Source organism: Helicobacter sp. T3_23-1056 (assembly GCF_053654535.1).
Genome location: NZ_JBSIUU010000039.1, coordinates 1 through 12,614 on the forward strand (window position 1 = coordinate 1; position 12,614 = coordinate 12,614).

Annotated in this window: 11 protein-coding genes and 1 pseudogene; 4 read left to right on the forward strand and 8 right to left on the reverse strand. The window is 39.2% G+C overall.

All coding sequences use genetic code 11. The annotated features are described in order from the left end of the window. From ACWIUO_RS12765 to ACWIUO_RS12775, 3 genes are all read right to left on the reverse strand, one after another. Positions 1–483 (reverse strand): hypothetical protein (locus ACWIUO_RS12765; protein WP_454178272.1); only part of this gene is annotated, 483 nt, incomplete at its 3' end. Positions 484–619: 136 nt separating this feature from the next. Beyond that, positions 620–1,447: an LPD3 domain-containing protein gene (locus tag ACWIUO_RS12770; protein WP_454178273.1), complete on the reverse strand. Its 828-nt coding sequence runs from the start codon at positions 1,445–1,447 to the stop codon at positions 620–622. Beyond that, positions 1,365–1,598, reverse strand: a complete 234-nt coding sequence (locus ACWIUO_RS12775) for a hypothetical protein (protein ID WP_454178274.1) — start codon at positions 1,596–1,598, stop codon at positions 1,365–1,367. Before ACWIUO_RS12775 ends, ACWIUO_RS12770 begins: the two co-directional genes overlap by 83 nt. A 149-nt stretch (positions 1,599–1,747) precedes the next feature. Between ACWIUO_RS12775 and ACWIUO_RS12780 the strand changes: the two genes are divergently transcribed. Further along, a complete protein-coding gene (locus tag ACWIUO_RS12780; protein ID WP_454178275.1) occupies positions 1,748–2,092 on the forward strand; it encodes a hypothetical protein in 345 nt (114 codons plus the stop codon). Between the two features lie 164 nt (positions 2,093–2,256). On the opposite strand, the gene exaC is transcribed toward ACWIUO_RS12780, so the two are convergent. The 3 genes from exaC to ACWIUO_RS12795 all read right to left on the reverse strand — a co-directional run bounded on the left by exaC (position 2,257) and on the right by ACWIUO_RS12795 (position 6,429). Then, complete coding sequence (gene exaC / locus ACWIUO_RS12785) at positions 2,257–3,765, reverse strand: acetaldehyde dehydrogenase ExaC (RefSeq protein WP_454178276.1); 1,509 nt, start codon at positions 3,763–3,765, stop codon at positions 2,257–2,259. A 364-nt stretch (positions 3,766–4,129) separates the two neighbouring features. Next, the gene (gene dnaJ, locus ACWIUO_RS12790; RefSeq protein WP_454178277.1) at positions 4,130–5,260 is read right to left on the reverse strand and encodes a molecular chaperone DnaJ; all 1,131 of its coding nucleotides are present in this window, start codon (positions 5,258–5,260) and stop codon (positions 4,130–4,132) included. Between the two features lie 89 nt (positions 5,261–5,349). Next, positions 5,350–6,429, reverse strand: a complete 1,080-nt coding sequence (locus ACWIUO_RS12795; protein WP_454178278.1) for a hypothetical protein — start codon at positions 6,427–6,429, stop codon at positions 5,350–5,352. A gap of 217 nt (positions 6,430–6,646) precedes the next feature. Between ACWIUO_RS12795 and ACWIUO_RS12800 the strand changes: the two genes are divergently transcribed. After that, positions 6,647–7,798: a transaldolase family protein gene (locus ACWIUO_RS12800; protein ID WP_454178279.1), complete on the forward strand. Its 1,152-nt coding sequence runs from the start codon at positions 6,647–6,649 to the stop codon at positions 7,796–7,798. 165 nt (positions 7,799–7,963) lie between these two features. Here the strand turns inward: ACWIUO_RS12800 and ACWIUO_RS12805 are convergent, their stop codons facing one another. Both ACWIUO_RS12805 and ACWIUO_RS12810 read right to left on the reverse strand, forming a co-directional pair. After that, complete coding sequence (locus tag ACWIUO_RS12805) at positions 7,964–9,166, reverse strand: hypothetical protein (RefSeq protein ID WP_454178280.1); 1,203 nt, start codon at positions 9,164–9,166, stop codon at positions 7,964–7,966. Positions 9,167–9,453: 287 nt separating this feature from the next. Further along, positions 9,454–10,989, reverse strand: a complete 1,536-nt coding sequence (locus ACWIUO_RS12810) for a YifB family Mg chelatase-like AAA ATPase (RefSeq protein ID WP_454178281.1) — start codon at positions 10,987–10,989, stop codon at positions 9,454–9,456. A gap of 657 nt (positions 10,990–11,646) precedes the next feature. Between ACWIUO_RS12810 and ACWIUO_RS12815 the strand changes: the two genes are divergently transcribed. Together ACWIUO_RS12815 and ACWIUO_RS12820 are read left to right on the forward strand one after the other, a co-directional pair. Further along, positions 11,647–11,871 (forward strand): hypothetical protein, encoded by a 225-nt coding sequence (locus tag ACWIUO_RS12815; RefSeq protein WP_454178282.1) that lies wholly within the window; start codon positions 11,647–11,649, stop codon positions 11,869–11,871. Between the two features lie 248 nt (positions 11,872–12,119). Then, positions 12,120–12,614: pseudogene (locus ACWIUO_RS12820) on the forward strand (hypothetical protein); the annotation flags it as partial.

Genomic DNA, 12,614 nt, shown 5'->3' on the forward strand with positions numbered 1-12,614 from the left:
GTGTCGGGGGGTTTGTGTGTTTTTGTCATTGCGAGCAAATGCGCTTGCGTGATTTGCGGTGTCGTGGGCTAGAATGTTTTGCAAAGATTGTATGTTTTTAAGCACAATTTCGCACACTAGCAGGCTTTTGCCTGTAATTTTCGTTGGTGGAGGTGGCGTAGGTGTCTGCAAATTATTTATTTTTTCAAACAATTTTGCTTGCTCGGCACAATAAAAATCATAAAGCTGTTTGAAATATTGGTAGTTGCCTTGTTGATTTGCTACGCCCTCAAACATACGCATTTGCCTTGCGTTTTGTTCTATTTCTTTTTGTGCTTGCAAAATAGCTTCGTATTCTTTTGGCAATGTGGGCTGGGGTGCTTTTTCATATTCTGCTTGTAGTGCATAAAGTCTCTCTAGTTCTGCTTTTAGTGAGCTATGTAGCCAACTTTGGCTCGGGTCTTGCAGTAATTTTTCTATGTTTTGGATTTTCTTTTTATACATTTTTGTCCTTTTGTTTTGTGGATTTTTTGTAAAAAATGCTATAATAACACAGCTTAGCAATAGTAGGGGAGGATCGCGTGTGCCCACCTCATATTGAGCTAGCTTTATCCATTCCTGCTTATAACACGCGATAGGCTTATGGAATGGAATTTAACTCTTCTAATTCTATGGTATAAATCCTATTTTTTCCTATTTTCTTTTCAAAAGCTGTGATTTTTGCTTGTGCTAGCTTTTTATTGATTTTTAATTCTGCTACAAGTCGATACACTTCCCAGCCTCTGCCCTTGTCATCAAGATGTTTGTTTTTTAGATAGGCATTTTCGTATAGCTCTTTTAGATTCTCTGCTGTTTTAAAATGCTCATCTCTGCTAAATCCATTTACTACGCTTTTATTCACTGCTTTAGGATTTGAGATTTTGTTAATCTCGTGTTGGGATATGCTTGCTTTTAACCCTGTGGCTTTGTTTATTAGCTCTGTATCTTTTATGCTTGCTAAAGCGGTGTTTAGCTCGCTTCTTAGTTCGCGTATATTTTGCGTGCTTTGCGTGATTATTGTGATAGATTCTGCCATTTGATTACCCTTAGCAAGTTTTTGATTTGACATTGTAGCTAAATTGCTTTGATTCTTAGTGTGCTTGGTTTTGATTCTCTCTAGCAAGGCTTTTGCTTTTGGGTTTCTATTGGCAAGTTTTTCTAGCCTTTTTGCGCTAGTTTGTAGTCCTTTGCTTGCTAGCGCACCGCTTGCAAAACCTAGCGCGAAATTCTGCGGGTTAAAGCCTTTTATGTCGCCGTTTTCATCATACTCTAGCCCTGCTATGCTTCCCCCTAGCACCCCTCCCCCTAAAGTCGCATTTGCGTGGTAAATGTTTGGATTGCTAGAATCAAATATCTTTTTCGCACAAAATCGCGCATAGCTTTTTACGATTTGTATCGATAAATAAAAAGCTATTTGTTTTTTTGTCATAAATTTGCGTGTAGCCAAAATCCTCTAATGCTTTGGCTTCGCTAAAAATTTTTCTTTCATTTTCTGGCTCTACGCCGCTTGGCACTTCATCGCTTTTGATAGCTTCTTTAAATATTCTATCTAGTTCATCTCTAAACTCTTTTTTACTCATCTAAAATCCTTTTTAGGTTTTTGAGTGTAGATTTTAGGCAAAAAGCGGAGGTAAAATAAAGTGGCTAGATTTTTTTTTTTGGGTTTTTGTCATTGTGAGCGGATTTTGCAAAATCCGCGTGGCAATCTATATGGTTAAAATCACAAAAAATGTTTTTTTTTTTTTTTTTTGAATTTGTAGAGTGTGGATTGCCACGAATTTACTTCGTAAATTCTCGCAATGACGGGGTGGTTTTGGATTGCCACGACTTGCTGTTGGTAAGTCTTGCAATGACGAATATTCCACTCTCATTGCGGAGGGGGCTAAGGGGTGGACAAATCCCAAAACATTGTCATTTCATTGTCATTGCGAGCAAAAATGAGTGTAAGCGAATTTTTGTGTGGCAATCTATAAAATCAAAATCACAAACAAAAAAATCCCAAAAAAAATATCAAAAAATATTAAAATCTATCAAAGATTTCAAAAGAATCATAAAAATTTCAAAAAAAAAGTAAAGAAAGAAAAAACAAAATAAAAGTCAAATAAAAATAAAATCAAAAGTCGCTAGGGAATCTTAAAAAGATTCCCTAGCATAGCGCAATCAAAGCCATAAAGCAAAGATATGAAGTAAAGATAAGAAGTAAGCTACAAAAAAAGCTATGAATCAAGTGCTAGATTCCTAGAAAAATCCTAGTTTATTGATTCCATAGCTTACAAGTAGGTTTTTGGTTTGCTGATAATGCTCTAGCACCATTTTGTGCGTTTCGCGTCCGATTCCGCTTTGTTTGTAGCCTCCAAAGGCTGCGTGTGCGGGGTATGCGTGGTAGCAGTTTGTCCATACGCGTCCTGCTTTTATGCCTCGTCCAAAGCGATATGCGCGGTTTATATCCCTTGTCCATACGCCACTGCCAAGCCCATAAATCGTGTCATTTGCGATTTGCAAAGCTTCTTTGTCGTCTTTGAAGGTTGTGAGGGCTAGCACGGGTCCAAAGATTTCTTCTTGGAAGATTCTCATTTTGTTATGCCCTTTGAAAATCGTAGGCTTTATGTAGCAGCCATTTGCTAGCTCGCCACCGCGATTGTCTCTCTCGCCACCGATTAGGCATTCTGCACCCTCTTTTTTGCCGATGTCTATGTAGTTTAGAATGGTTTTTATTTGATTTTCATCGACTTGCGCACCCATCATTGTTTCTGGGTCTAGAGGGTTGCCTAGCTTGATTGCTTCTACGCGTTTTAGCACTTTTTGGATAAATTTATCATAGATTTTCTCGCTCACAAGCGCGCGCGATGGGCAGGTGCAGACTTCGCCTTGATTGAAAGCAAAAAGCACAAGCCCTTCTATCGCTTTGTCGAAATACTCATCTTCAAAATCCGCAATATCTTCAAAGAAAATATTTGGCGATTTGCCCCCTAGCTCCAAAGTCGATGGGATAATATTTTCTGTGGCAAATTGCATTATTTGCCGTCCTACGCTTGTAGAGCCTGTGAAAGCGATTTTAGAGATTTTGGGGCTTGTGGCAAGCGTCTTGCCGATTTTGCCACCGCTTCCGTTGATGATATTTACCACGCCATCAGGGAGCAAATCCCCTATCACGCTAAATAGCACTAAAATGCTAGCAGGTGTGGGGCTAGCAGGTTTTATCACTATGCAATTCCCAGCTGCAAGTGCGGGGGCTAGCTTCCACGCTGCCATCAAAATAGGGAAATTCCAAGGGATAATCTGCCCCACAACCCCTAATGGCTCGTGGAAATGATATGCAATCATATCTTTGTCAATCTCGCTTATCGCGCCCTCTTGCGCCCTCAACGCGCCTGCAAAGTAGCGAAAATGGTCTGCTGCCAAAGGAATATCTGCGTTTAGCGTTTCGCGGATTGGCTTGCCATTATCCCAAGTCTCTGCGTGCGCGATTAGCTCCAAATTTTCTTCGATTCTATCAGCGATTTTTAGTAGGATTCTAGCGCGCTCTTGTGGGCTTGTGTCTGCCCATTTGTCTTTTGCTTTGTGTGCGGCATCAAGCGCGTTTTGTATGTCTTTGTCGCTTGAGAGAGGCACTTTGCATAGCACTTCGCCAGAGATTGGCGTCTTGTTTTCTACATATTGTCCATCCACAGGGGGGACCCATTTGCCACCGATATAGTTTTCGTATTGCTTGTCAAAGACATTTGCAATGGTTTTGTATTTGCTCATTTTGAGACTCCTTTTTAGGTAGATTTTCTAGGCAAGAAATGTTGCTTTTTGGCAATTTTGTTTTTGATACATTGCTTTTAGGGCAAAATTTCTAAAACCTAGTTAATGCAATATAACTCTCTAATGATAAATGATTTTATAATTAAAGCAAAAAAATATGGAAAAATTTTTGCGATTTGTTACAAAAAGTTGCGTTATGGATTTGGCATAGGTTTTGGTGCGTGATGATTCCCAAAAATACGCATAAAATGATACTTATAAAGCAAGAAAAAATGAGAATAAAAGCATTGCAGATTTTGCTTTTTTTGTTTTTTTAAAAAACGAAGTTGCTAGATTTTATTATGCAAAATTCTGCAAAATCTAGCTATTTTTTGTCGCTAAACCAGCCTTTGATTTTATGCAGTGCTTCTTCAAATACATTGCTATAAGGCTCGCCATCTACGCCAAAACTAGAATGCAGTTTTTGTGCTAGCTCTTTTTGCTCGGCATTTAGCGAAGTGGGGTAGGTGATTTTCACTTGGGCGATTAGCCTGCCTTTGCGCGAAGAATTTACCTCTTTGATTCCCTCATTTGCAAAGACAAATTGTTCTTTGTCTTTGGTATTTGGCGGGATATTTAGCTCTAGATTTTGCCCGCTTAGAGATGGGATATGGATTTTTGCGCCTAAAATGATTTGGGTAAAAAACACAGGCACTTCTATATATATGTCGCTTCCGTGTCGCAAAAAATGCTCATCTTCTTTGACATAAATCACTAGATACAAATCCCCCCTACGCCCGTTTTTTAGCTCATTGCCCTTGCCACTAGCGCGAAGCCTCATCTCATCATCGACCCCCGCAGGCACATCTATGTCAAATTCTTGCTTTTCTATGCTGTATCCCTCGCCATTGCAGGATTTGCAAGGATTTGTGATGACTTGCCCTGTGCCTTTGCACCTATGGCAAGTCTGTCCAAACGCCATAATGCCGTGCCTAGTGAAAATCTGTCCCCTACCTCCGCACTCTTTGCACTGCTCTTTTTTGCCTCCCTCGCTACCACTGCCATTGCATTGCTTGCAGGATTTTTTGTAATGTGTGGAGACTTTTTTCTTGCACCCAAAAACCGCTTCTTTGAAGCTCAAATCAAGTCGTTCGATAAAATCTGGGCTATATTTTTCATCGCTTCTTTGCCCCCTGCCACCTGTGCTAAATCCAAAAGCCTGCCCAAAAATACTCCCCAAATCATCAAAAATTGAGCTAAAATCTGTCCCGCTAAATCCAAATCCCTGTTGCTCTAGCCCGTCTTTGCCGTATTTATCATAGATTGCGCGTTTGTTATCATCGCTTAGCACTTCATAGGCTTCATTGATTTGCTTAAATTTTTCTTCAGCAGATTTGTCGTTTGGATTTCTATCGGGGTGGTATTTTAAAGCCATTTTGCGATATGCTTTTTTGATGACTTCTTTGTCCCCTGTGCGCTCAATCTCTAAAATCTCATAATAATCAAAACTCTCCATTTATGCTCCTATTATCGATAAAATCTATCCTAAAATCTAGCTTTATAAACTCGCTTTAAAACCATAAAATCTAGCCAAAATTTTAAGGTTTAAAACGCAATATTTAGTCCTAGATTTCCACCATAAGAATATAGATTTTGCGTGATTTTTCCATTTGCTTGCAAAAATAGCCTAACGCTAGGGCGCAACCTAAAATCTATCCCCACCAAAAGTAAGCCATAGCTACGATAGAGATTATCATTCATCATTATTTGTGCTCGCCCGTATTCATCGACATTTATCACGCGCAAAAGCGGGTCGTTTTTGTCTATGCCAATGGTTTGGAGAAAGCTAGGCGTAATGTAAAAATACACTTTGTCATCACCGATAAACTGCCTAAAATGCGCTCCTAGCTCAATGTGTGAATGTAGCGCGTAATTTGGCAAATCTAAGCCTTTTTTTTCGATACCAAAAAGACTAGCAATGCTAAACTTTGAAAAAGGCTCGATAAAGCCACCTTTGGTTTTTAGCGGGAAAACAAAGCCATAAGATGCTTCTACATTAGTCGTGCTAGAAGTGATGCCTTTTATAGAATCCAAATCAAAAAAGTTAAAACTTTGGGCAAGATGGGCTTTGATATGATGAGAATCGATAAAAAAATCTAAATACGCTCCAACGATTGCCGTGTGGGCTTTGGCAAGATTTGTGTTTTTGGCGTCATTATACACATAGCTTACAAATGCCCCTAGCCCGTATCGCTCGATTATGTTATCATAGCTAAGTCTTAGCCCGCCATAGTTTTGGGTTATGTGGCTTTGGCTTATGTATTGATTTTTTGCAGAATCTATATTTATTTGCCCGCCAAATGCGTTTAGATTTAGGTTGTGCTTGGTGTCAAATCGCGTGCTGTATCGAGGGATAAAAGTGGAGTAAGATTGCAATATGCTAGAATCTATCTGGCTAAAATCTTTAAATGGATTTAGATTTTGGGTGGGTTTTTGGGATTGCAGGGAATCTAGCACGGTGTTTTTAGCGGTGTTTGAGAGGGGATTTTGCAATGGATTTTGGCTTTGGTTTTGGGCTAGATTTTGTGCTATGCTTGGCAGTGGCAATGACATAACAAACGCCAAACAAGCGATACTAGCGGGGAATTTTAAGGTAAATTTAAATGTAGAAAAAGATAGGGGCATTAAAATCCTTATTGTTAAATTTGGGGCTAGATTTTGTTAAAATGTTTGCGTAAAAACTTGTGGGATTTTAGCAAAATATTATTTACAAAATCCATATAAAGATGCGCAAAAAACACGAAAATTATGAAAATAAAGCGTGAGATAAAGCGCGTAAATGCGTTTAAAAAGCGTGCGAAACAAGGCACAAAACAAAATCAACAAAATTAAGGAGAATCAAATGGGCTTTGAGATAAGTAGCAATGAAAAGGGGATAAAAGATTTTAGTTTGTGGTGTGATTTTATCGAGCGGGAGTTTTTGGAGCGTGATTTTAGCGCGCTTTTATCGCAGGGTAAATTTGTAGGGGCTACTAGCAATCCTAGCATTTTTGCTAGCGCGATTGGCAATTCTAGCGCGTATAAAAATGCGCTAGAAAAACTAAAAGGCAAAAGCGCGAAAGAAAAATACGAAGAGCTAGCCATAGCTGATATTGCGCTTGCAGCAGACAAGCTAGAGCCTTTGTATAGGGCGAATAAGGATTGTGGGTTTATAAGTATCGAGATAGACCCTCTGCTGTGCGATGATGTGGGCGCAAGCGTGAGTGAGGGGAGGCGACTATATGAGGCAATCGCAAAAGAAAATGTGATGATAAAAGTCCCTGCCACGCAAGCAGGATACGCCATAATGAGCGAGCTAGCAAAGGCTGGAATCCACATAAATGCCACGCTTGTTTTTAGCCAAGAGCAGGCTAGGGAGTGTGCGCGTGTGCTAGATAAAAATCTATGTGGGGAGGCTCGCGGTGTGATAAGCGTATTTGTCTCGCGCTTTGATAGCGTGGTGGATACAAGCGCGCAGGCGATGGCGATAAAATCTTGCTTTGTAGAATCGTTTGTAAAAGAGCTAGATTTTTTAGATTCTGCTAATTTGGCAAAATCTGCAAATTGCGCTAATTTGACTGATTCTGCTAGTTTGGCTAATGTGGCAAAAAATCTATCTTGCCCAGCACTTGGCGTGCTAAATGCTTTTGCCTGCTATGGCGAGATAGAGGAAGTGGGCAACCCACGCATTCGCACGCTTTTTGCCTCCACAGGCGCGAAGCTAGATGGGCTTAGCAAGGATTATTATATTACCAATCTGTTAGTCCCTCATAGTGTGAATACCGCGCCTTTAAGCACGATTGAGGCGTTTTGGGAATGTGCTAATAAACACGGAGGGTGCAAGAGGATTTTTTCGCCACTTTTAAGACAAAATGCCAAACAAGACGCGCTAGATTTTATCGCTAAGCTAAATCTAGGTGGCAAAAGCCTAAGCCAAATCCAAAACACACTTTTAGAAAACGGCTTGCAAGCATTTAAAGAAGCGTTTTGTCAAATGCTAAAAGGGCTAGAGTGAGAATCTAGTCAAAATCTTTATGTGCAAAATCTCTTGCGATAAAGAATCTTTTGCAGAATCTTTTTACGCAAAATCCTTTGCGCAAAAAGAATACTTCGCGCAACAAAGATTCTCTCGCGCAAAATCTAAAATCTTTTATTGCTATGTTTTGTAGCGTTTATGGCGTTATTGTGCGGGGATAAACGCGCTATCATTTGTCGTAAAGATTCTGTTTTTATACTGCACTTGGTTTGATTGGATTTGCTCATCAAAATATCGCTTAAATCCGCGCTCATATAGCGATAATCCAAACTCCACGCCGATACAAGTCGCATAACTTACCCAATCATACTGCAAGTCGCTATTTAGCAGTGTGGCGTATTCTTTTAGTCGTGTGTCGCTATCCCATATCGCATTGACTACAAAAAAGTTTTGTCTGCTTTGGGGGGTGCTAAGCTGCAAAATCGTGGGATTAAAATTTACTTGCGTGGATAAAAATCGCTTAGGCGTGCGCGTAGAATAGCGGATTTGGGATAGCAAAAGTCCGCTTTTAGAAGCAGAGGTGTTTAGCAAAAGATTTGCCCCTGCGAAATAAGCGGATTCTTGGGGGAGGATTTTGGTAAAATTTGAAGCGTCTTGATTGTTGATAGTGCGCTGTCGCAAAGGATTTAGATGATATGAGCTAAAAAGGCTTGTAAGATATGAGCCGATTTGGCTATCATCGCCGTATTCTACGATACGCGCATCTTGCATAAGCGGGAGTAGCATTTCAAGCTGTTCTTTGTAGCTAATCCCGCCAAAATATAGATTTCTAGGCGCGCTTTTTGAGATGCGCTCTTTGTTTATCGTGGGTATGTATGTGGGGTAAGAGATGCGCACGCTATCGATTAGGTTTTCTACGCCTTGTTGGCTAAGTATGGCGATGACTAGATGAAAATCTGATATGCGGTTATAATGTGTTTTTAGGTTGCGAGGGTTTTCATCGACACAATCAAACATTTCAAACTCATAATCTATCCCCCTAGCGATGAGATAGGCTAAAATCGTGTTTGAAATATTTACCGAATACCGCCCCACAAGCTGTTTTGGGATAAATAGCGCGACTCTAAACGCGCTTTTTTTGCTTTTTTTGAAGTTTTGCTCATAGTCGTATTCTAGGATTTCGCTATCTTGTTGGGTTTGCGTTGTCTTGGCGGATTGTGCGTCTGGGAGTAGGTGTTTTCTTAGTTGTGTAGATTTTGGTTTGTCTGCACAGCCTGTGAAAAACATAGCCATACAGCAACATAACGCTAAAAATCCAAATAAAATCTTTTTTGAAAAAAAAGGATTTTGATTGTTTGTCGTCGCGTGGTTTGCGTGGCGTGTGCGTGGCGTGAAGTGAGGTAGCATTTAGATTCTCCTTAAAGAGTGGTTTAGATAGATTTTGCAAAACTTCTCAAAATTTGCAAAAGTTTTTACAAAAAATTTGCCAAAAAGTTTGCAAAATAAAGATTTTGACAAGTTTGGCAATATTTTGCAAGTTTTGGCAAGCAAGACTTACAAGCTAGTAGATTTTGGTTTTGTTAGATTTTGCTAGATTTTAGCGTATAAACGCGCTTCAAATCCATTTCACACAAAATCCACTTAAAAACCGCTAATCATAGCATATTTTATCTAACCAATCTTTATCCAAAAATTTATCCCATACGGCGATAGCTTAACGCTTCTAGCAAATGCGATTTTTGGATAGAATCTTTGCCGTCCAAATCCGCTATGGTGCGGGCTAGTTTTTTTAGCTTTTGGATACTTCTATGAGATAGGCTAAATCTCTGCGAGGCTTGCAAAAGTAGCGTTTGGCTTGCTTCATCAAGTATGCAAAACTGCTCTATTTCTTTTTCATTTAGCTTGCCATTTAGGTGTTTTTGCCCGCGTTTGATTTGCATTGTAAATGCGCTAAATACGGCTTCTTGCATCGTTTTTGAGCTAATACTTGGCTTTGCATTTTGCTCATTTTCTTGCATTTGGATAAATATATCGATTCTATCCAAAAACGGCTCACTAAGCCTTGCTTTATAAGAAGCGATTTCTTTTTGGGAACAGCGACATTCTTTGCTTAGGCTTAGTAGATTCCCGCAGGGGCAGGGGTTTTGCGCCCCGATAAAAAGAAACGAAGTGGGGTAAGCGATTTTGCTATGCACGCGTGAGATGACTAGCTCATTATTTTCTAGTGGCTCGCGCAATGCTTCTAGCACTTCTTTTGCAAAATGAGGCAATTCATCAAAAAATAAGATTCCATTGTGTGCTAGGGCGATTTCGCCGGGCCTTGCTTCACTTTGCGTGGCTGAGCCTAAGATAGAGGATTTTGACGCGCTTTGGTGTGGGTTGCGAAATGGACGCAGGGGCGAGTAGTTTGCCTTTTGTCCGCTTAGGGTTTGGAGCTGGACACATTGCAAAATCTGGCTTAAATCCATCGGTGGCAAAATATAGCGCATTCGCTTTGCTATCATACTTTTGCCACAGCCAGGAGACCCCTCTAAGATGATATTGTGTAGCCCACTTGCTGCGATTAGGGCGGCTCTTTTGGCGATTTCTTGTCCCCTCACCTCGCTAAAATCGCTTTCAAAATCCTGTGCATAGTAAAAATCCTCTCCATTTATATGTAGCGAAGCAAAATCTAAGCTTTTTTGTGGGAGCGGTGCTAGGGTGGATTTTGCCTCCAAATCTTGCATTATCTCTAAAGCCTGTTTTAGCGAAGAGGCATAAAAAAGATGCAGATTTGGGATATGGCAAAATAGATTTTCACCTTCTTTTGGGACGATGACTTTGGCGTGTGGATAGCGCAGAGAAATCTCTAAAAGTAGCGGATAGATACTCTCACTATGGCGGATTTCTCCATCAAGCCCTAGCTCCCCAAACGCAAACCATTTTTGCTCATTTTCTAGTGCATTTGTCCCCTGCTTTTGCAGGGCGATAAGTAGCGCGATAGGCAAGTCAAAATGACTGCCAGATTTGGCAATGTCCGCAGGGGATAAATGCACTGCGATTTTTAGCGGGGGGAATGTGAAATCGATATGATTTAGGGCGGATTGGATTCTTTGCTTGCTTTCTTGTATGGCGTTGTTTGCAAGCCCTGTGATGACAAAGGCAGGCAATGCACGCACAAAAGTGGCTTGCACTTCGACTATCTCGCCGCCGATGCCATTTCGCGTGGCACATAGGATTTTATTTACCATTGACTAAGTTTTACCTTTTTTAAGATTTTTGTTTGAGGCTTTTATTTTAGGCAAAATGCGATTTTAAGTAGATTTTTTTTTGTTTAAACTCAACTTAAACGGCTATTAAGCAGTTGTTTTTTAGCTCAATCCAAATTTTAGCGGTTGATTTTGAATCAATCCAGCTTGAGCGGTTGATTTTTTAGCATTTTGTGCCAAGATTTTATAAAATCTTGTTGTTTAGGTTTTGTATTATATCCAAATTCTGCTTCTTTTTTACGCAGTAAGAAATTCTCTTTTTGCAAAGGTAGTAATTTTGTAAAGGTAGCATTTTTGTAAATGTCGCAATTTTGTAAAAGTGGCAATTTTGTAAATCGTGGTAAAAAATCCTATTTTGTCTTTTCTTTTTTTGTGTCATTTCTTTTTGTGTCATTCTTTTGGGTTTGCTTCATCAATGCAGTGTTTGCTTTTAAAAAACCTTGTTTGTTGCAGAGGTGTTTTTGTGTTAGTTTATTTGTAATTACTAGATTCTAGGATTTTTGTAAAAAAAGCCAGAATCGTGGCAATTCATATAGCCCCTCCCTTAGCACGAGGGACAAAATGGAGGTGGGTATTTTTATTTAAAAAAAGACATTTTGTCATTGCGAGCAATTAGATTTTGCGTTTTAGCAAAATCTAATGCGTGGCAATCCACTCTCCCATCGTCATTGCGAGCAAAACACAAGACTTGCGTGGCAATCTATCGTTATAAAATACCAAAAACACGATTTTTACAAAGCTAATAATATATATTGCCAAGCGGATTTTTCAACCCCGCTTGCAATGACGGATTTTGCTGTGTCATACCGAGCGAACGAAGTGGACGAAGTGTCCAAATGTTTGTGCAAAAATCGTGTTATGTAGCAATTTCACGCTATTTTGTAAATTTGCAAAGATTATCTAAACTTAAGTTCTCATAAAGGAATTTTGAAGTTGTGATTGCGACTATGACAAACAAATATATAAGGCTCAAGACAACTTAAGCGGTTGATTTTTTATCATTTTTGCACCAAGATTTTATACAAAACTTGCCCTTTAATTTTGGCATTATATAGTATGATATTTCTATATTTTTAGATTCCACTTTACTCACAGGTGGCATAGAATCCACTATGCCATATAGTGAATGTTTTTTTGGAGATTTAGATTTTAATGATTCACAAAACTCAAGTGATTCAAACAACGATTTAGACGAATCAAAACCTATTTATTATTTAGAATGTGATGAATCAGATTTAGATTCAAGCGATTCAAATAAATCTTATAAATCAAATTCACATTCACAAGATTCAAATGCAGATTCAAGCAATCAAAACAATAATTTAGATTCTAGCCATTCAAACAATTCCACCCAAACAAACAATAAAACAAAAATCTATCCTACAAATCAAACCCTCCAAGTTTTTCTAAACAACCATAGACTTACAATCTTAAATTATTCAATTTTAGATTCTAGTCTAAATATCAAACTAGAATGCAAAAGCAAAGAATCTAAAGCGATTCAACAAAATGAGCAAAACAAAAGAGACAAAGCACAGATACAATCTAGCACACCTAGCATTAGCACAGCATTTCTTTGTCCCATACTAGAATGCGATGAGCTAAAA

Bases quoted from the DNA above. Each gene is read 5' to 3' on its own strand.
- exaC (WP_454178276.1), bottom strand. From the start codon at position 3,765: ATGAGCAAATACAAAACCATTGCAAATGTCTTTGACAAGCAATACGAA.
- ACWIUO_RS12810 (WP_454178281.1), bottom strand. From the start codon at position 10,989: ATGGTAAATAAAATCCTATGTGCCACGCGAAATGGCATCGGCGGCGAG.
- ACWIUO_RS12795 (WP_454178278.1), bottom strand. From the start codon at position 6,429: ATGCCCCTATCTTTTTCTACATTTAAATTTACCTTAAAATTCCCCGCT.
- ACWIUO_RS12800 (WP_454178279.1), top strand. From the start codon at position 6,647: ATGGGCTTTGAGATAAGTAGCAATGAAAAGGGGATAAAAGATTTTAGT.
- ACWIUO_RS12805 (WP_454178280.1), bottom strand. From the start codon at position 9,166: ATGCTACCTCACTTCACGCCACGCACACGCCACGCAAACCACGCGACG.
- dnaJ (WP_454178277.1), bottom strand. From the start codon at position 5,260: ATGGAGAGTTTTGATTATTATGAGATTTTAGAGATTGAGCGCACAGGG.
- ACWIUO_RS12780 (WP_454178275.1), top strand. From the start codon at position 1,748: ATGTTTTTTTTTTTTTTTTTTGAATTTGTAGAGTGTGGATTGCCACGA.
- ACWIUO_RS12815 (WP_454178282.1), top strand. From the start codon at position 11,647: ATGCGTGGCAATCCACTCTCCCATCGTCATTGCGAGCAAAACACAAGA.
- ACWIUO_RS12770 (WP_454178273.1), bottom strand. From the start codon at position 1,447: ATGACAAAAAAACAAATAGCTTTTTATTTATCGATACAAATCGTAAAA.
- ACWIUO_RS12775 (WP_454178274.1), bottom strand. From the start codon at position 1,598: ATGAGTAAAAAAGAGTTTAGAGATGAACTAGATAGAATATTTAAAGAA.